Raw genomic sequence first — 17,106 nt, 5'->3', positions numbered from 1 at the left:
GCCGCCGCTCAAGCGGTCTCGCCCGCCGGCGCGGCCGGAATCAGGAAGTGCTTGCGGTAGTATTTGAGCTCGTCGATCGACTCGTGGATATCGGCAAGCGCCGTATGCATCGCGCGCTTCTGGAAGCCCTTGTAGATCGCAGGCTGCCAGCGCCGGCACAGCTCCTTGAGCGTGCTGACGTCGAGGTTGCGGTAATGGAAGAAGCGTTCGAGTTCCGGCATCCAGCGCGCCATGAAGCGGCGGTCCTGGCAGATCGAGTTGCCGCACATCGGCGACTTGCCTGGGGGCACGTGCTGGCCGAGGAACGCCTCGATCTGCGCGGCGGCGTCCGCCTCGGTGACGGTCGACGCGCGCACGCGGTCGATGAGGCCGGAACGGCCGTGCGTGTTCTTGTTCCAGTCGTCCATCTTCGCGAGCGTCTCGTCGCTCTGATGGATCGCGAACACGGGTCCTTCGACCGCGATGTCGAGGGTCGAATTGGTGACGACGACGGCGATCTCGATGATGCGGTCGCTGTCCGGGTTCAGGCCCGTCATTTCCATGTCGAGCCAGACGAGGTTCAGTTCGTTGCGAACGAGCGCGGGCTGGCCGGCCGCGGCGGAGATATCGGTCATGAGCAATCCTGGGAAACGGACAGGCGGCACGCGCGCCGCCAGGCGGACCGGCAAACGACGAGCGTGCCGGGTCCGCAAGAACATATAATTCTCGCATAGATACCACTAGCGCCCTTGATGCCCGCCTATACCTTCACCCTGCTCTTCGCCGTCGCGCTCGTCGCGATGACGAGCACCAAGCTGTGGCTCGCGTCGCGGCAGATCCGCTTCGTCGCCGAGCATCGCGGCCGCGTGCCCGCGCAGTTCCGCGAAACGATCCCGCTTTCCGCGCACCAGCGCGCCGCCGACTACACGGTCGAGCGCACCCGGCTCACGATGTTCGAGATCGTCGTCGGCTCGGCCGTGCTCGTCGGGCTCACGCTCCTGGGCGGCGTCGGCGCGCTCGATTCGCTCCTCACCGGCTGGCTCGGCCACGGTTACGGCCAGCAGGTCGCGCTCGTCGCCGCGGTACTCGTGATCTCGGGCGCCGTCGACCTGCCGTTCGAGTACTACCGCCAGTTCGGCATCGAAGAGCGCTTCGGCTTCAACCGGATGTCGAAGCGCCTGTTCTTCGCCGATCTCGCTAAGAATGCGCTCCTCGGCGCGGTGCTCGGGCTGCCGCTCCTGTTCGTCGTGCTATGGCTGATGAACCAGGCGGGGGCGCTCTGGTGGCTGTGGACGTGGGCCGTGTGGGTCGGCTTCCAGATGCTCGTCCTCGTGCTCTATCCGACCTTCATCGCGCCGCTCTTCAACAAGTTCGAGCCGCTGTCCGACGATGCGCTGCGCACGCGGATCGAGGGGCTGATGAAACGCTGCGGCTTCGCGGCGAAGGGCCTCTTCGTGATGGACGGCAGCCGCCGCTCCGCGCACGGCAATGCTTATTTCACGGGATTCGGCGCCGCGAAGCGGATCGTGTTCTTCGATACGCTGCTCGCCCGCCTCACGGGCAACGAAATCGAAGCCGTGCTCGCGCACGAGCTCGGCCATTTCAAACGCCGCCACGTGATGAAGCGGATGCTCTGGACGTTCGCGCTGAGCCTCGCGCTCCTTGCGCTGCTCGGCTGGCTCGCGCAGCGCGCATGGTTCTACACGGGCCTCGGCGTGATGCCGTCGCTCGCCGGCAGCAACGCGGGCGTCGCGCTCGTGCTGTTCTTCCTGTCGATGCCGGTGTTCCTGTTCTTCGTCACGCCGCTCGGCAGCCTGAGCTCGCGCAAGCACGAGTTCGAAGCCGACGCGTTCGCCGCGAGCCAGACCGACGCGCGCGACCTCGTCAACGCGCTCGTGAAGCTCTACGAAGACAACGCATCGACGCTCACGCCCGACCCCGTCTACACCGCGTTCTACTACTCGCACCCGCCCGCGTCGCAACGGATCGACCGGCTGCTCCAGCTCTCATGAAGCGCACGCCGACGAAGCAGCCGGCCAGGGCGGCCGCGCGCGGCGGCGAGCGCGTCGAGGGACGCGTGATCGCCGCGCACGGCCGCCACTACATCGTCGCGCCCGCCGACGGCGGCCCGATGCTGCAGTGCTTTCCGCGCGGCAAAAAGAGCGACGTCGCGGTCGGCGACCGCGTCGTCTACGAACGGACGTCGGCCGACCAGGGCGTGATCGTCGGGATCGGCGAGCGGCGCAACCTGCTCTACCGCTCCGACCAATTCAAGTCGAAGCTCTTCGCCGCGAATCTCGATCAGTTGCTGATCGTGCTCGCGACCGAGCCGCACTTCAGCGAAGACCTGCTCGGCCGCGCGCTGATCGCCGCCGAGGCGAACGAGCTGAAGCCGATCGTCTTGCTGAACAAGATCGACGTCGAAGCCGCGCTGCCGGTTGCGCGCGAGCGCTTGGCGGCGTACCGCGCGCTCGGCTACGACGTGCTCGAGCTGTCGATCAAGGGCGCGCCCGACGACGCGCGCGCGCAACTCGCGCCGCGCCTTGCCGGCCATTCGACGATCCTGCTCGGCCAGTCGGGAATGGGCAAATCGACGCTCGTGAACCTGCTCGTGCCCGACGCCGAGGCGGCGACGCGCGAAATCTCCGCGGCGCTCAACAGCGGCCGCCACACGACGACGTTCACACGCCTCTACCCGCTCGCCGACGGCGGCGCGCTGATCGATTCGCCCGGCTTCCAGGAGTTCGGGCTCTATCATCTGACAGAAGGCCGCCTCGAGCGCGCGTTCCCGGAGTTCCGGCCGCTGTTGCCGCACTGCCGTTTCTATAATTGTCATCATCTGCACGAGCCGGGCTGTGCGATCCTGGAAGCCGTCGCCGACGGCAAGATCGCGCCCTCGCGCCACACGCTGTACGCGCAGCTCGTGCACGAGGCGAGCCAGATCGTCCGCTAGCCGGGCGCCTCGGCGGCCGCGAGCCGCCCGCTCGCCTGTTCGTCACGCACGGAGGAGACGCCGCGATGCGCTTCAGGGCCCCCGATCTCGCGACCGCCCAGCACTGGGCGAACGTACTCGACGTGGCGGGCGTCGGCTGCGAGTTGCACAACCGCTTCGCGGGCGGCGCGCTCGGCGGCCTGCCGATCGACGCGTGCCTGCCGGAGATCTGGCTCGACGACGAACGCGACGAGGCGCTCGCGCGGCGGCTGATCGAGGCGGCGTCGGCCGGGCCACCCGCCGGCGCGGCGCCGTGGCGCTGCGCGCGCTGCGGCGAGACGCTCGACGCGCAGTTCACCGCGTGCTGGCATTGCGGCGCGAACCGCGACCCGCGCAACGGCTGACGCCGCGCTTTGCCCCCGCTTTACGCGTACTTGGTGCCCATTCGGGCGCCCGCGCCCCGCAGCAGGCGATAGAAGACGCAAAAAAGCCGGCTAGAAGCTTAATGCCGTTCAGTTAAGATCAAAAAGGCCGCTCCGATTGATACCGGAGCGGCCTTTTTCCTGGGTTGTGCAAGGCTAGGCCACTGCGAACCATGCTTAACTGAACGGCATTACGGCTAGAAGCCGGCTTTTTCTCTGGCGATCGTCGTCGGTCCGGACGAAGAACGCGCCACGCCCCGCCTTCGCGTCACGACACCCAGACCGCGATCGTCAGCATCAGCAGGAGCAGCATCCACAGGATCACCGCACGCCACACGAGGCCGACGGCCGACTGCAGCGTGCGCGGCGTGCAGTCGTCGCCGACGGTCATCGGGCCGCTGTCGCCGGCCGCCAGCGCATCGACGCTCGACGGCTCCGCGAGCGGGCCTGCGAGCCGCGCGCCAAGCGCGCCGCTGCCGGCCGCGAGCAGCACGCCGTCGTTCGGGTCGGGCCACTGTCGCGTGTGATTGCGCCACGCGTAGATCGCATCCTCGAAGTTGCCGACGATCGCGAAGCCGAGCGCGGTCAGGCGCGCCGGCACCCAGTCGATCACGAAGAACGCGCGCTGCGCGAACGTCGAGAACGCCGCGGTGCGGTCGTCAGCCGGCACCGACCAGCTACGCGCCAGATATTCGGCGATCCGGTACAGCACCGCGCCCGCGGGGCCGATCGGCAGCACGAACCAGAAGAACACGCCGAACACGTGGCGGTGCGACGCGACGACCGCGTGGATCAGCGTATGGCGGACGATCTCGCTGACCGGCATGTCGACCGTGTCGATGCCCGTCCATTCGCGCAGGATGTCGCGCGCGCGCGGCACATCGTCGTTGTTGAGCGCGAGGTGGATGTCGGTGAAGTAATGGCTGAACTGCCGGAAGCCGAGCGTGAAGTACACGACGACGACGTTCCAGAGAAACGCGAGCACGAAGCTCACCTTGAACAGCAGGAAATAGACGAGCCCGACGGCAAGCACCCAGGGCAGCACGACGACGAGCCACGCGAGCACGCCGTGCTTCCGCTTGCCGGCGTCGAAGCCGTGCGCAGCCGATTCCGCATGAGACTGAAACAGCGCGAAGACCGGATTGCTCGGCGACAGCGCGCGGACCTGTTCGATGATGAGGGCAAGGAGAACCGAGAAGAAAGTCATGCGAAGGGCCGTGCCGTTCTGGGATGATTGATTTTTCGCGTAACGATAGCACAGCGGACGCGCCGGATGGCCTGCGGCGTGCGTCGACTGTGGCGCCCGCCGCTAGGCCGCGAGGAAGCGGTACAGGTTGCGCAGCATGCCCGCCGTCGCCCCCCAGATGAAGTACTGGCCGCCGACCGGGCCGCGCGGATACGGCATCGCGAAGAAACGGCGCTCGCCGCCCTCCCAGCGGAACACCCGCACCTGGTGATGCGCGGGATTCATCAGGAAATCAAGCGGCACTTCGAAGATCTCGGCCACTTCGAGCGTGTCCGCCTGCACCGTGAACGGCGGATGCACGAGCGCGACGACGGGCGTCACGCAAAAGCCGGTGCCCGTCAGATAGTCGGGCAGCGCACCCAGCAATTCGACGCGCTCGCGCGCGAGCGCGATCTCCTCATGCGCCTCGCGCAGCGCGGTGGCGTTCGCGTCGCGATCGTCGGGCTCGCGGCGCCCGCCAGGAAAGCTGATCTGGCCGGCGTGGTCGTTCAGGTGGTCGGCGCGCTGCGTGAGCAGCACGGTCAAGCCGCGCTCGCGCATGACGATCGGCACGAGCACGGCCGCGCTGCGCGGATCGACGCCTTCGACGAGTTGCGCCTCGGCGGGCTCCTGCATCCATTCGAGCGGTCGCGCGAAACGCTCGCGCAGCCCTTCCGGCGTCAGCAACGGCGGCGGAACGGCCGGCAGGCAGGCGCCGGTCGTCTCGATCGGCAGCACTTCGGGGTCGATGATGGGGCGACGGATCAAGGGGACGCTCTTCTCGGAATGAATACGACCATATTGTCGCGCCGGAAAGAAAAAAACGCTCGCCGTGGCGGGTCGTCGGACGACACTGTCATCGGAGACAGAAAAAACCGCCGCGGGTTCGGCTGACGTGCTTTGTCGATTCTCGGCTCATTATATGGTGCCGGAGCAACGCCGTCCGCAGCTCGCCAACCGACGGCATGCAAAGGGCAGCGGGAAATATCGCGCGAAATGTCGATGGCCGGATTCGGCAATTCCATGCTCGAAGCGACCTGCATCGGGATGTTCGACTCGGAAACGGTGCGCGAAAATTGGCCGGTGCGGCGGATTCACGGCGAGTGGCGCGCGTCGACTCGCGCCGTATCGGCCGATTTCGTCATACCGTCGGGTGGCGCTTGCGCCGCCCATTCGCTCTTTCAAGCGCCTCGATCCGGTCAGCGGATTCGGCGCCGCAATTCGACTTCGGGTTGCCCGCGGGCGCTGTGCGCCGATGAAATACGAGCAAAAATGTCAAAACGCCGTCTTGAAGACGGCTCGATCGCAAAAAATACACAACTCCACAATATGTGCCAGGCAGTCTGTTTAGACTGGCTGCGGCCGTGGCGGCTCGAGCCGTGGCGGCGGACGGACACAAGTCGCAAACCCCACCTGTTCGACACGAATTCGGCGACGGCGATTTGCCGTCAGGCCGAGCGGGTTTCCAGAGCGGCCGACGACGGCGCTGCGCGAGTGACGGCATTTGCGCGTATTTTTCGGCGAGTCGAACGGGTCCCGGCCGCCTGGCCATCCGGCGCGCGAAATGAACAGGAAATAGTCGGCGCGGCGCACGCGTGCTTTCCGGTTTCGCGCCCGAAGTCGCCTCGCGACGATCGAGCCCGAGGACGCCACACGTTCCGAATGCAGCGACATTTCGTTCGCGGTGAACCTGCTTGCGGATCGATGTGCACAATGCGTCCGGCATCCACGAGACGCCCGACGCCTGTTGCGATCGAACGAGAATCGACACGCATGAGCGCCCCTGTCCACGCATCTCGCAGATACGGCAACCTGAATGTGACCGCATTCGACGTGGCCGCTCCGCCCGAGAATCGAGTCGCTCGAGCCAATTTTCGGCGCGTACGGATTAATACGAACCCAATCGATTCGACCTCGCTACCAGCGCATACCGGAAGGCTGAAGCCCGCACGCGCGCCGCCGCGCTTCCGGCAACACGATTCGACAACCGGCGGGCGGGCGATTGCCGGATCGACATGAACCGCGATCGGCGCCACGCCGAAAACCTCCGACATCACGACGACTACACACGATGACGAACGCCTACGCACTCCACTCGATTCGCTATAACGACGCGCCCGAAGCGCTCCGGCTCCAGTTCGCCCTGCTGCACCAACGCGTCGATCCCGACGACGCATTCGAGCCCGGCGGCACAGCGCCGGTGATCCACGATCCACGCCTCGACGCGATGTCGTTCTACGTGTCGGCGCCGAAGAGCCGCGACGTCGTCAGCTACGCAGCGGTCGTGCGCAAGACGATTTCGCACGCGGGCGAGCGCTTTTCGATCGGCGGCCTCAGTTGGGTCGCGACCGATCCCGCTCACCGGCGCGCGGGGCTCGGAACGCGCACGGTCGCGGCGGCGACGCAGTGGATGGAAGCGCGCGGCATCGACATCGGCGTGTTCACGTGCGATCCGCCGCTCGCGAGCTTTTACGCGCGAGCCGGCCGCTGGCCGATCGCCTCGCGTGTCACGCTGATCGGCAGCCATGCGGACGGCGCGCTGCGCAGCGACGCGCTGAACAAGGTCGTCGTGATGCGGCTGTTTTCAGCGAAAGCACAGGCAGCCGAAGCGGAACTGAGCCACGCGACGATCGATCTCGATCTGCCGCTCGGCCAGTTTCTATGAGCGGATGCGGCGCGCCTTCGGCCCGGCGATCGAAATCCGGGGCCGCCGGAATGCCTGCCGGCTTCCGACATCGCACGCGCAGTGCGTCGAGCCTCCCGCGATCACTCGGATACGTGAGGATTCAGCGGATACAAAAAAGCCGCGGCGACGCCGCGGCTTTCAACAGGCTGGCGAAAAAAACGCCGTGCGGATGCTTCCGCACGGCGCCTTCCCACGCCTGGCGGAACGCACACCGAATCGGATCCGGCACGCGTTCCCGACTGCGCTTACTGTTGCGCAGCAGCGGCGCGATCCTTCGACACCAGCTTTTCCTTGATTCGAGCCGACTTGCCCGAACGCTCGCGCAGGTAGTACAGCTTCGCGCGACGCACGTCGCCGCGGCGCTTCACGACGATGCTCGCCAAGAGCGGCGAGTACGTCTGGAACGTACGCTCGACGCCTTCGCCCGACGAAATCTTGCGGACGATGAACGACGAGTTCAGACCACGGTTGCGCTTCGCGATCACGACGCCTTCGTAAGCCTGAACGCGCTTGCGGCTACCTTCCACCACGTTCACGTTCACGATCACCGTATCGCCCGGGGCGAATTCGGGGATCGTCTTGCCTGCGAGCGCGCGCTCGATCTCTTCCTGCTCAAGTTTTTCGATCAGATTCATCACTGACTCCTAAAGCCATCTTGTCGGCGTTCGCACCTGCCGGTCGCCCGGTTCGGCCCCGATAGAGGATGGATTCACATCAGGCGCCGCGCACGCATGCACGACGCCGCCATATTCGCGAACGGAGCGCCGCCGCCTCAGGAGGCCTGCTTCGCTTCTTTCGCGAGACTTGCAAGCCACGCCTCGTCGGCCCGGCTCAGCAACTTTTCGCGACGCGCCCGCACAATCAGATCGGGGCGCTTCGCCAGGGTATTTCTCAACGCTTCCTGCCGACGCCAGCGCTCGATCTCGGCATGGTGCCCGCCGAGCAGCACGTCCGGCACGCGCACGCCCTCGTATTCCTCGGGGCGCGTGTAGTGCGGGCAATCGAGCAGCCCGTCGGCAAAGCTGTCCTGCACCGCCGACTGCGCGTCGTTCAACACGCCCGGAAGCTGGCGCACGACGGCGTCCATCAGCGCCATCGCCGGCAATTCGCCGCCCGACAGCACGAAGTCGCCGAGGCTCAGTTCCTCGTCGACGCAACGATCGATCAGACGCTGGTCGATCGCCTCGTAGCGACCGCACAGCAGCACGACGCCCGGCTCCGCGACCATCCGCATCACGCGTTCGTGCGTGAGCGGCGCGCCTTGCGGCGACATCATCACGACGCGCGACGTCGCAACGCCTTGCGCCGCCTGCACGGCCTTCGCCGCGCCGATCGCCGCCTCGAGCGGCTTCGCGAGCATCACCATGCCGGGACCGCCGCCGTACGGGCGATCGTCGACGGTGCGGTAGTTGTCGGTCGTGAAATCGCGCGGATTCCACGTGCGCAAGCCGAACCGCCCCTGCTTCACCGCGCGGCTCGTAATGCCCCAGTCGGTCAACGCGCGAAACATCTCCGGAAAAAGTGTGACGACGTCGAACTGGATCGCGCTCTGCGTGGCTTCGTCCATTTCAGTAATCGGCTTCCCAGTCGACGACGATGCGTCCCGCCGCCTGCTCGACCGCTTTGACGTACACGCCGACGAACGGAATCAGGCGCTCGCCGACTGCCGGCCGGCCGTCCTTGCCGGCCGTCGGATACTCGACACGCATGATCGAATGCACGCCGTTGTCGATCATGTCGGCGATCTTGCCGAGCGCGGCGCCCGCCTCATTGACGACGTCGAGGCCGATCAGGTCGACCCAGTAGAACTCGTCGTCGGCGAGTGCGGGGAAATCGTCGCGGCGCACGAACACGCGGAAGCCGCGCAGCGCGAGCGCCGCATCGCGATCGACGGAGCCGGCCGGATGCGCGACGATCGCGTCGCCATGCAACTTCGCTTGCGTGACGCGCGCGAATTTTCGCTCCGCGCCTTTTTGCAGCCACCAGTCGCGGGCCTCGAGGAGCGTATCGCCGCCTCGACCCGCACCGGCGTGGGCCGCGAGCTTGACCCAGCCTTTGAGGCCGTACGCATCGACAACCGCGCCGACCTCGACCACATCGTCCGGCCACGACTGCGCCGTCTCGATGCGAATTGCTTCCGAATCAGCCGCGCCGCCGCCCGCCTCTTTCGTGGGCGCGCGCTCGACAGGCTTGCGGACGAATACGCCGAACGACGGCGACCGCCCGCGCTTTACGCTACCGGAGTCGTGACCAGCCATCAACGAACCTCACAGCCGGCACTTCCGGCACGCCGCGCCATATTAGGCAGCCGGCTGCGCCTTTTGCGCTTGCTTGACGAGACGCTCGACGGTCGGCGACAGTTGCGCGCCGACGCCTTGCCAGTACGTCAGACGGTCTTGAGCGATGCGCAGTGCTTCGCCCTTCGTCGCGACCGGGTTGTAGAAGCCGACGCGCTCGATGAAGCGGCCGTCGCGACGGTTGCGCGAATCGGTAGCGACGATGTTGTAGAACGGGCGCTTCTTCGAGCCGCCGCGAGCCAGACGGATGATGACCATATGAATTCCTTCGGGAAACCGGGTTCGAAAACTACTGAAACGTGCGATTATAGCCGGAAACCGAAGGCACAACAAACACTTACCCGGCAAAAATCCCGGAGGCGCTCTCCAAAGGCTTACAATTCCCCCCATCGCGCGCTTCGCGCTCGCCCGCCTTCGTCCGCCATGCGTCCGCTCATCACCCTGTCGCGCATCGTTTCCTCAGACCTGCCGGCGCTGCTGCGCACCGCGGCCGCCGCCTGTCTCGTTCTCGCCACAACCGCCGCATCCGCCGCACTGCCAGTCGACGAGTTGAGCGTGCCGCCCGGCTTTCGCGTCCAGGTGCTCGCCGACGACGTGCCCGCCGCGCGTGAAATGGCGTGGTCGCCGCGCGGAATTCTGTACGTCGGCAGCATGGAGGGCCACGTGCATGCGCTCGTCGTGCGCGACGGCCATGTGCGCGCGCACCATGTAATCGCGTCGGGACTCGAGATGCCGGTCGGCGTCGCGTATCGCGATGGCGCGCTGTACGTATCGGCCGTATCGCGAGTTCTACGCCTCGACCTGATCGACGAACGGCTCGCCGCGCCGCCAAAGCCGGTCGTCGTCACGAACGCGCTGCCGACCGAGCGTCATCACGGCTGGAAATTCATCGCGTTCGGCCCCGACGGCAAGCTCTACGTGCCGACGGGCGCGCCGTGCAACATCTGCGTCGCCGACCGCGACCGCTACGCGATGATCGGCCGGATGAACCCCGACGGCAGCGGCTACGAGGTCTACGCGCGCGGCGTGCGCAACACGGTCGGCTTCGCATGGCATCCGGCGACGGGCGAGCTCTGGTTCACCGACAACGGCCGCGACCTGATGGGCGACGACCGCCCCGACGACAAGCTGAACCGCGCGCCGCGCGCGGGCCTCGACTTCGGCTATCCGTTCTGCCATGGCGGCGACGTGCTCGATCCGCAGTTCGGGCACGGCCACGCGTGCGCGAGCTACGTGCCGCCGGTGCTCAAACTGGGCGCGCATGTCGCCGCGCTCGGCATGCGCTTCTACACGGGCGACATGTTCCCGCCCGAATACCGCAACAACATCTTCATCGCCGAGCACGGTTCGTGGAACCGCAGCCGCAAGGTCGGCTACCGGGTCATGCGCGTGATCGCCTCGCCGGACGGCCGATCCGCGCATCAGGAAGCGTTCGTCCAGGGATGGCTGAGGCCCGACGAAAGCGTCTGGGGCCGCCCGGCAGACGTGCTGCCGCTGCCAGACGGATCGCTTCTCGTCAGCGACGACTACGCGGGCGCGATCTACCGGATCACCTACGATGCGACGCATTGACGCAGCCGCTGCGTGACCTTGCGGCGCCCCGCATCGTAGAATGCGAGCCGACCGCCGCGCCCCGTCTCGCCGGGGCGTCTACGAAGAAGACCCACTACCCTGCCCCGACATGTCCAGCAGCACGTCCACGCCGCCCCGCTTTCGCTCGAAGACGCTCACCGCACTGCTCGCATTCCTGTTCGGCTCGCTCGGTGCACACCGTTTCTATCTGTACGGTTGGACGGACCTCGCCGGCTGGGCGCATTTGCTCGCGACGATCGCCGGCATTCCCGGGTTCCTGCTGCTCGCGGCGTCGGGACGCACGGCCGCGCTCGGCTGGTGGCTCGCCGTGCCGGGCGCGATATCGCTGTTCGCCGCGTTCCTCGCCGCGCTCGTCTACGGGCTGCGCGCCGACGACAAATGGGACGCACAATTCAACGCCGCCACGGGCCGCCACAGCCGCTCCGGCTGGGGCGTCGTGTTCGTCGTGATCTTCTCGTTGCTGATCGGGGCGTTCCTGCTGATGACGGGGCTCGCGCTCGCGTTCCAGACCTATTTCGAATTGCAGGTCGAGGCCGCGAAGCAGATTTCGCAATGACGCATCCGCGTGCTCTGTCGATGCGCCACGCGCGAATCAAAACAGGCTGAGTTGCGAACCGTCGTCCGCCTTCCGCGCTAAGCTTGGCAGCGCGAGCGGCTTCGGCTGCTTCAGCCGCTGCGGCGCGCGAAACTGCGAGAAATCGAGAATGCCGCGCGTGCGCTCGTTCAGTCCGCAGCGCTTGACCGCCATCCGGAAGCGCTGCCGGAGCAGATCCGCCCACATCCCTTCGCCCTTCATCCGCCGGCTGAAATCGGAGTCGTAGTCCTTGCCGCCGCGCATGTCCCGCACGCGCGCCATCACGCGCTCCGCGCGATCCGGGAAATGCGCGGCAAGCCATTCGGTGAAAAGCGGTGCGACCTCCCACGGCAGCCGCAGCACGATATAGCTTGCGTGCGTCGCGCCCGCGTCCGCGCACGCCTCCAGCACGCGCTCGAGATCGGGCTCGGTGACGAACGGGATCATTGGCGCGACGCTCACGCCGACCGGAACGCCCGCGTCGCGCAGCGCACGGATCGTCCGCAGCCGGCGCGAAGGCGTCGCGGCGCGCGGCTCGAGTGCGCGCGCGAGCTCGGGATCGAGCGTCGTGATCGTGACGGCCGCCATCACCTGCTGACGCTCGGCCATCCGCGCGAGCAGGTCGAGATCCCGCTCGATCAGCGACGACTTCGTGATCGCGGCGAACGGCTGCCCTTGATCGTGCATCACCTGGATCACCTGCCGCGTGATCCGCAGTTCCCGCTCGACCGGCTGATACGCGTCGGTATTCACGCCGAGCGCGATCGGCTCCGGCACGTAACGCGGCTTAGCGAGCTCGCGCTCGAGCAATTCCGCCGCGTTCACTTTCGCGTAGATCCGGCTCTCGAAATCGAGCCCCGGCGACAGTCCAAGATAGCTGTGCGTCGGCCGCGCGAAGCAGTAGATGCAGCCGTGCTCGCAGCCGCGGTACGGATTCAGCGACACGTTGAACGGAATGTCCGGCGATGCGTTGCGCGTGAGGATCGTCCTAGCGCGCTCCTCGAACACCTGCGTGTGCAACGGGGCAGGCGGCTCGCGTTCGTCGTCGCGCGCCCAGCCGTCGTCGATCACTTCACGCTCGACGGTCTCGTAGCGCCCCTGCAGGTTGTCCACCGCGCCGCGCCCCTTGCGGGGCACGGGCGGCGCCACCGGATATTCGACGTCGGATCGATCGCTCATCACGCCTCTGGTAAGCGACCGAAGCCGCCAATGACAATGCCGCCAATTACTGTATATTTATACAGTAATTGGCGGCACGTGCCAAGCGCTTCGAATACGCGCTCTCGCGCTCACTCGTCGACCGCGATCATCAGCGTCTCCTTGATTTCCTCCATCACGACGTAGCTCTTCGACTGCACGGCACCCGGCAACTGCAGCAGGATGTCGCCGAGCAGCTTCCGGTAGTCGGCCATCTCGCCGATCCGCGCCTTGATCAGATAGTCGAAATCGCCCGACACGAGGTGGCATTCGAGCACTTCGTCGATCTTCATCACCTCACGGCGGAACTGCTCGAACATGTTGCCGTTCTTGTGATCGAGCGTGATCTCGACGAACACGAGGAGCGCCGCGCCGAGCTGCCCAGGATCGACGCGCGCGTGGTAGCCGGTGATCACGCCGTCGCGCTCCATCCGCCGCACCCGCTCGATGCAAGGCGTGACCGTCAGTCCGACGCGCTCGGCGAGGTCCTTCATCGCCATGCGGCCGTCCTCTTGCAGCAGCTTCAGAATGCGCCGGTCCAGCTTGTCGAGCGCGCGCACCGGCTGGCGTTGAGTTCTCATCGCTTTTTACTGAAAATTGAAAAAATACAATAACAAAACCTAGTAACTCAACAATACCATAGCGCAAAAAACTAGGTCGGATGCAGATCGCAGAGCGCATCGGGTGCGCCGCGCGCCGTCCGGCGTTTTCTATCCGGAGCAGCTATGCGTGTGGTTATTTTGGGCAGTGGCGTGGTCGGCGTGGCAAGCGCCTATTATCTGGCGCGCGCGGGCCACGAAGTCACGGTGATCGATCGCGAGGCCGGCCCCGCCCTCGACACGAGCTTTGCGAACGCGGGCCAGATCTCGCCCGGCTACGCGGCGCCGTGGGCTGCGCCCGGCGTGCCGCTGAAGGCGGTCAAGTGGATGTTCGAAAAGCACGCGCCGCTCGCGATCCGTCTCGACGGCACGCGCTTCCAGTTGCAATGGATGTGGCAGATGCTGCGCAACTGCACGACCGAGCGCTATGCGCTGAACAAGGGCCGCATGGTGCGCCTCGCCGAATATAGCCGCGATTGCCTGCAGGCACTGCGAGCCGAGACGTGCATCCAGTACGAAGGCCGCACGGGCGGCACGCTGCAGGTGTTCCGCACGCAGCAGCAACTCGACGGCGCCGCGAAGGACATGGCTGTGCTGCGCGACGCGAACGTGCCGTTCGAACTGCTGTCGGGCGACGAGCTGAAGAAGGCCGAACCGGCGCTCGCCGCGGTCTCGCACAAGCTGGCGGGCGGCCTGCGGCTGCCGGGCGACGAAACGGGCGACTGCCAGCTCTTCACGACGCGCCTGGCCGCGCTCGCCGAGCAGCTCGGCGTGACGTTTCGCTTCAATACGAGCATCGATGCGCTCGCGATTGCGGGCGGCAAGATAGCCGGCGTACAGTGCGGCGGCGAGATGGTGCGCGCCGACGCGTACGTGGTCGCGCTCGGCTCGTACTCGACGAACCTCGTCGCGAATCTCGTGAAGATTCCGGTGTATCCGCTGAAGGGCTATTCGATCACCGCGCCGATCGTCGATGCCGCGAAGGCGCCCGTGTCGACCGTGCTCGACGAGACCTACAAGATCGCGATCACCCGTTTCGACGATCGCATCCGCGTCGGCGGAATGGCGGAGATCGTTGGCTTCGACAAGCGGCTGCGCCAAGCACGCCGCGAAACGCTCGAAATGTGCGTAAACGACTTGTTCCCGGGCGGCGGCGATACGGCGAATGCGTCGTTCTGGACCGGCCTGCGCCCGATGACGCCGGACGGCACGCCGATCGTCGGCCGCACGCCCGTGCCGAATCTGTTCCTCAATACGGGCCACGGCACGCTCGGCTGGACGATGTCGTGCGGCTCGGGCCAGTTGCTCGCGGACCTGATGTCCGGCAAGAAGCCCGCGATCCGCGCGGACGACCTGTCGGTGCATCGCTATCTGACCGAAACGGACGGCGAGCACCGCCCGGCATACGCATGACGCGCTGACGCGCGACCGGCGCAGCCGCATGTGCGTGCGGCCGCACTTCCCAAAAAGAACGGCGCCCTCAGGGGCGCCGTTCTTTGTTTCCACGTCTACGGACCGAACCGGACGATCAGAACTGGTCTTCCGTCAGCGCGAACACGCTCTGATCGCCCTTCGCAGCGACGATCGACGCTTCGAACGCGCTTGCCTGCACGAGGATGTGCTCCGCGTAGAACTGCGCGATCGCGATCTTCGCGTCGTAGAACTTCGGATCGTCGGCACGCTTCTGCTGTGCGACGAGAAGCGCGCGCGCCATTTGCCAGCCGCACAGCACGACGCCCGCGAGCTTCAGATACGGCACGCTGCCGGCGAACACGGCGTTCGGATCACCCTTCACGTTCGCGACGACGAAATCGACGACGTCCGACAGCGCGCGCGCACCGTTCGCCAGTTGCGCCTTCATCGCGGCGAATGCCGGGCCGTCGTGCGCGCCGAGCGCTTCGACTGTCTGCCGGATCTCGCCGACGATCGCCTTCGCGACCGCGCCGCCGTCACGCGCCGTCTTCCGGCCGACGAGGTCATTTGCCTGGATCGCGGTCGTGCCTTCGTAGATCGCGAGAATCCGCGCGTCGCGGTAGTACTGCGCGGCGCCCGTCTCCTCGATGAAGCCCATCCCGCCGTGCACCTGAATCCCGAGGCTCGCGACCTCGTTGACCATCTCGGTGCTCCAGCCCTTCACGACCGGCACGAGGTACTCGTAGATCGCCTGATGCTTCGCGCGCACGCTTTCGTCGGCGGCGCGATGCGCGTGATCGCTATGCGCGGCGGCGACGTACGACAGCGCACGCGCGCCTTCCGTCAGCGCGCGCATCGTCGCGAGCATCCGGCGCACGTCCGGATGATGGATGATCGTTACCGACTGCTTCGCGGAGCCGTCGACAGGGCGGCTCTGCACACGCTCCTTCGCGAACTCGGCGGCCTTCTGGTATGCGCGGTCGGCGACGCCGATCCCCTGCATGCCGACGCCGAAGCGCGCCGCGTTCATCATGATGAACATGTACTCGAGGCCGCGGTTCTCTTCGCCGATGAGATAGCCGATCGCACCGCCGTGGTCGCCGTACTGCAGCACCGCGGTCGGGCTCGCCTTGATGCCGAGCTTGTGCTCGATCGACACGCAGTGCACGTCGTTGCGCGCGCCGAGGCTGCCGTCGTCGTTGACGAAGAACTTCGGCACGATGAAGAGCGAGATGCCCTTCACGCCCTCGGGCGCGTTCGGCGTGCGCGCGAGCACGAGGTGGACGATGTTGTCCGCCATGTCGTGCTCGCCCCACGTGATGAAGATTTTCGTGCCGAACACCTTGTACGAGCCGTCGCCTTGCGGCTCCGCGCGCGAGCGCACGAGCGCGAGGTCCGAGCCTGCCTGCGGCTCGGTCAGGTTCATCGTGCCCGTCCACTCGCCGGAGATGAGCTTCGGCACGTAGCGGGACTTCTGTTCGTCGGTGCCGGCCGTGAGGAGCGCTTCGATCGCGCCGTCGGTCAGGAGCGGGCACAGCGCGAACGACAGGTTCGACGCGTTCAGCATCTCGATGCACGGCGTCGCGATCAGCTTCGGCAGACCCTGGCCGTCGTATTCGGTCGGATGCTGCAGCCCCTGCCAGCCGCCTTCGACGAACTGGCGAAACGCCTCCTTGAAACCGGGCGTCGCGGTGACGGCGCCGTCCTTCCAACTGCTCGGATTCTTGTCGCCGTCGACGTTGAGCGGCGCGAGCACCTCGCCGCAGAACTTCGCCGATTCGTCGAGCACGGCGGCAGCCGTATCGAAGCCGGCATCCTCGTAGCCGGGCAGCTTCGCGACCTCGTCGATGCCGGCCAGCTCCTTCATCACGAACAGCATGTCCTTGACGGGTGCGGTATAGCTCATGGTGCTCCTCTCCTAGTCCGTTTATGGTGTGAAAAGGGGCGCTCGCCGCGCCCCTTTGTTCATGTTCGACTTGCTCGTGCGTTGAACGCGACGCGCGCTGCGCGTCAGCCGAGCTCGTTCACGAGTTCCGGCACGAGCGTGAACAGATCGCCGACTAGGCCGTAATCGGCCACGCTGAAGATCGGCGCCTCGGGATCCTTGTTGATCGCGACGATCACCTTCGAATCCTTCATCCCCGCCAGGTGCTGGATCGCGCCCGAAATGCCCACCGCGATGTACAGCT

18 protein-coding genes are annotated in these 17,106 nt (G+C 66.4%); 7 read left to right on the top strand and 11 right to left on the bottom strand.

The genetic code is table 11. The features are described 5' to 3' along the window. Positions 1-8 precede the first annotated feature (8 nt). Entirely contained in the window at positions 9-614 is a 606-nt protein-coding gene (gene orn, locus WS62_RS16530; protein ID WP_066572709.1) for an oligoribonuclease, read from the bottom strand. Between the two features lie 117 nt (positions 615-731). On the opposite strand from orn, the gene WS62_RS16525 reads away from it, so the two are divergent. The 3 genes from WS62_RS16525 to WS62_RS16515 all read left to right on the top strand — a co-directional run bounded on the left by WS62_RS16525 (position 732) and on the right by WS62_RS16515 (position 3,315). Then, positions 732-1,991, top strand: a complete 1,260-nt coding sequence (locus tag WS62_RS16525) for a M48 family metallopeptidase (RefSeq protein WP_066572700.1) — start codon at positions 732-734, stop codon at positions 1,989-1,991. Further along, entirely contained in the window at positions 1,988-2,932 is a 945-nt protein-coding gene (rsgA, locus tag WS62_RS16520) for a ribosome small subunit-dependent GTPase A (RefSeq protein WP_066572697.1), read from the top strand. Before WS62_RS16525 ends, rsgA begins: the two co-directional genes overlap by 4 nt. A 65-nt stretch (positions 2,933-2,997) precedes the next feature. Continuing rightward, on the top strand, positions 2,998-3,315 hold the full coding sequence (locus WS62_RS16515; RefSeq protein WP_066572694.1) for a putative signal transducing protein: 318 nt from the start codon (positions 2,998-3,000) through the stop codon (positions 3,313-3,315). A 286-nt stretch (positions 3,316-3,601) separates the two neighbouring features. Here WS62_RS16515 and WS62_RS16510 read toward each other — a convergent pair whose 3' ends face one another. Together WS62_RS16510 and WS62_RS16505 are read right to left on the bottom strand one after the other, a co-directional pair. Beyond that, complete coding sequence (locus WS62_RS16510; protein WP_066493472.1) at positions 3,602-4,540, bottom strand: CobD/CbiB family protein; 939 nt, start codon at positions 4,538-4,540, stop codon at positions 3,602-3,604. A gap of 102 nt (positions 4,541-4,642) precedes the next feature. Further along, positions 4,643-5,326 carry a CoA pyrophosphatase gene (locus WS62_RS16505; RefSeq protein ID WP_066572692.1) on the bottom strand — a complete coding sequence of 228 codons (684 nt, stop codon included), beginning with the start codon at positions 5,324-5,326 and terminating at the stop codon, positions 4,643-4,645. 1,303 nt (positions 5,327-6,629) lie between these two features. Between WS62_RS16505 and WS62_RS16500 the strand changes: the two genes are divergently transcribed. After that, complete coding sequence (locus tag WS62_RS16500) at positions 6,630-7,223, top strand: GNAT family N-acetyltransferase (protein ID WP_066572683.1); 594 nt, start codon at positions 6,630-6,632, stop codon at positions 7,221-7,223. 266 nt (positions 7,224-7,489) lie between these two features. On the opposite strand, the gene rplS is transcribed toward WS62_RS16500, so the two are convergent. The 4 genes from rplS to rpsP form a co-directional block, all read right to left on the bottom strand. Continuing rightward, entirely contained in the window at positions 7,490-7,879 is a 390-nt protein-coding gene (gene rplS / locus WS62_RS16495; RefSeq protein ID WP_066493469.1) for a 50S ribosomal protein L19, read from the bottom strand. Positions 7,880-8,016: 137 nt separating this feature from the next. Continuing rightward, on the bottom strand, positions 8,017-8,811 hold the full coding sequence (gene trmD, locus WS62_RS16490) for a tRNA (guanosine(37)-N1)-methyltransferase TrmD (protein ID WP_066572678.1): 795 nt from the start codon (positions 8,809-8,811) through the stop codon (positions 8,017-8,019). 1 nt (position 8,812) lies between these two features. Continuing rightward, positions 8,813-9,502, bottom strand: coding sequence for a ribosome maturation factor RimM (rimM, locus tag WS62_RS16485; RefSeq protein ID WP_066572676.1), 690 nt, complete (start codon positions 9,500-9,502; stop codon positions 8,813-8,815). 42 nt (positions 9,503-9,544) lie between these two features. Then, positions 9,545-9,799: a 30S ribosomal protein S16 gene (rpsP, locus tag WS62_RS16480; protein ID WP_004189402.1), complete on the bottom strand. Its 255-nt coding sequence runs from the start codon at positions 9,797-9,799 to the stop codon at positions 9,545-9,547. Positions 9,800-9,964: 165 nt separating this feature from the next. Between rpsP and WS62_RS16475 the strand changes: the two genes are divergently transcribed. Together WS62_RS16475 and WS62_RS16470 are read left to right on the top strand one after the other, a co-directional pair. Then, positions 9,965-11,113, top strand: coding sequence for a PQQ-dependent sugar dehydrogenase (locus tag WS62_RS16475; protein WP_066572675.1), 1,149 nt, complete (start codon positions 9,965-9,967; stop codon positions 11,111-11,113). 109 nt (positions 11,114-11,222) lie between these two features. Beyond that, on the top strand, positions 11,223-11,690 hold the full coding sequence (locus WS62_RS16470; protein ID WP_066572672.1) for an NINE protein: 468 nt from the start codon (positions 11,223-11,225) through the stop codon (positions 11,688-11,690). 36 nt (positions 11,691-11,726) lie between these two features. Here the strand turns inward: WS62_RS16470 and WS62_RS16465 are convergent, their stop codons facing one another. Next, positions 11,727-12,887 (bottom strand): PA0069 family radical SAM protein, encoded by a 1,161-nt coding sequence (locus tag WS62_RS16465; RefSeq protein WP_066572665.1) that lies wholly within the window; start codon positions 12,885-12,887, stop codon positions 11,727-11,729. A 110-nt stretch (positions 12,888-12,997) separates the two neighbouring features. After that, complete coding sequence (locus WS62_RS16460; RefSeq protein ID WP_059469407.1) at positions 12,998-13,486, bottom strand: Lrp/AsnC ligand binding domain-containing protein; 489 nt, start codon at positions 13,484-13,486, stop codon at positions 12,998-13,000. Positions 13,487-13,630: 144 nt separating this feature from the next. Between WS62_RS16460 and WS62_RS16455 the strand changes: the two genes are divergently transcribed. Beyond that, positions 13,631-14,917, top strand: a complete 1,287-nt coding sequence (locus tag WS62_RS16455; RefSeq protein ID WP_066572662.1) for a D-amino acid dehydrogenase — start codon at positions 13,631-13,633, stop codon at positions 14,915-14,917. Between the two features lie 115 nt (positions 14,918-15,032). On the opposite strand, the gene WS62_RS16450 is transcribed toward WS62_RS16455, so the two are convergent. Together WS62_RS16450 and WS62_RS16445 are read right to left on the bottom strand one after the other, a co-directional pair. Beyond that, the gene (locus WS62_RS16450; RefSeq protein ID WP_066572657.1) at positions 15,033-16,823 is read right to left on the bottom strand and encodes an acyl-CoA dehydrogenase; all 1,791 of its coding nucleotides are present in this window, start codon (positions 16,821-16,823) and stop codon (positions 15,033-15,035) included. 104 nt (positions 16,824-16,927) lie between these two features. Continuing rightward, positions 16,928-17,106 (bottom strand): electron transfer flavoprotein subunit alpha/FixB family protein (locus WS62_RS16445; RefSeq protein WP_197422856.1); only part of this gene is annotated, 179 nt, incomplete at its 5' end.

The sequence above is a fragment of the Burkholderia sp. ABCPW 14 genome, assembly GCF_001523835.1.
Taxonomy (GTDB): Bacteria; Pseudomonadota; Gammaproteobacteria; order Burkholderiales; family Burkholderiaceae; genus Burkholderia; species Burkholderia mayonis.
Note: the sequence above shows the minus strand (reverse complement) of the source record. Positions and strands in the feature narration are given on the sequence as shown.

What these genes read in the sequence shown, in the direction of transcription:
- orn (WP_066572709.1), bottom strand. Translation starts at nt 614, where the DNA reads ATGACCGATATCTCCGCCGCGGCCGGCCAGCCCGCGCTCGTTCGCAAC.
- WS62_RS16525 (WP_066572700.1), top strand. Translation starts at nt 732, where the DNA reads ATGCCCGCCTATACCTTCACCCTGCTCTTCGCCGTCGCGCTCGTCGCG.
- rsgA (WP_066572697.1), top strand. Translation starts at nt 1,988, where the DNA reads ATGAAGCGCACGCCGACGAAGCAGCCGGCCAGGGCGGCCGCGCGCGGC.
- WS62_RS16515 (WP_066572694.1), top strand. Translation starts at nt 2,998, where the DNA reads ATGCGCTTCAGGGCCCCCGATCTCGCGACCGCCCAGCACTGGGCGAAC.
- WS62_RS16510 (WP_066493472.1), bottom strand. Translation starts at nt 4,540, where the DNA reads ATGACTTTCTTCTCGGTTCTCCTTGCCCTCATCATCGAACAGGTCCGC.
- WS62_RS16500 (WP_066572683.1), top strand. Translation starts at nt 6,630, where the DNA reads ATGACGAACGCCTACGCACTCCACTCGATTCGCTATAACGACGCGCCC.
- rplS (WP_066493469.1), bottom strand. Translation starts at nt 7,879, where the DNA reads ATGAATCTGATCGAAAAACTTGAGCAGGAAGAGATCGAGCGCGCGCTC.
- trmD (WP_066572678.1), bottom strand. Translation starts at nt 8,811, where the DNA reads ATGGACGAAGCCACGCAGAGCGCGATCCAGTTCGACGTCGTCACACTT.
- rimM (WP_066572676.1), bottom strand. Translation starts at nt 9,502, where the DNA reads ATGGCTGGTCACGACTCCGGTAGCGTAAAGCGCGGGCGGTCGCCGTCG.
- rpsP (WP_004189402.1), bottom strand. Translation starts at nt 9,799, where the DNA reads ATGGTCATCATCCGTCTGGCTCGCGGCGGCTCGAAGAAGCGCCCGTTC.
- WS62_RS16475 (WP_066572675.1), top strand. Translation starts at nt 9,965, where the DNA reads ATGCGTCCGCTCATCACCCTGTCGCGCATCGTTTCCTCAGACCTGCCG.
- WS62_RS16470 (WP_066572672.1), top strand. Translation starts at nt 11,223, where the DNA reads ATGTCCAGCAGCACGTCCACGCCGCCCCGCTTTCGCTCGAAGACGCTC.
- WS62_RS16465 (WP_066572665.1), bottom strand. Translation starts at nt 12,887, where the DNA reads ATGAGCGATCGATCCGACGTCGAATATCCGGTGGCGCCGCCCGTGCCC.
- WS62_RS16460 (WP_059469407.1), bottom strand. Translation starts at nt 13,486, where the DNA reads ATGAGAACTCAACGCCAGCCGGTGCGCGCGCTCGACAAGCTGGACCGG.
- WS62_RS16455 (WP_066572662.1), top strand. Translation starts at nt 13,631, where the DNA reads ATGCGTGTGGTTATTTTGGGCAGTGGCGTGGTCGGCGTGGCAAGCGCC.
- WS62_RS16450 (WP_066572657.1), bottom strand. Translation starts at nt 16,823, where the DNA reads ATGAGCTATACCGCACCCGTCAAGGACATGCTGTTCGTGATGAAGGAG.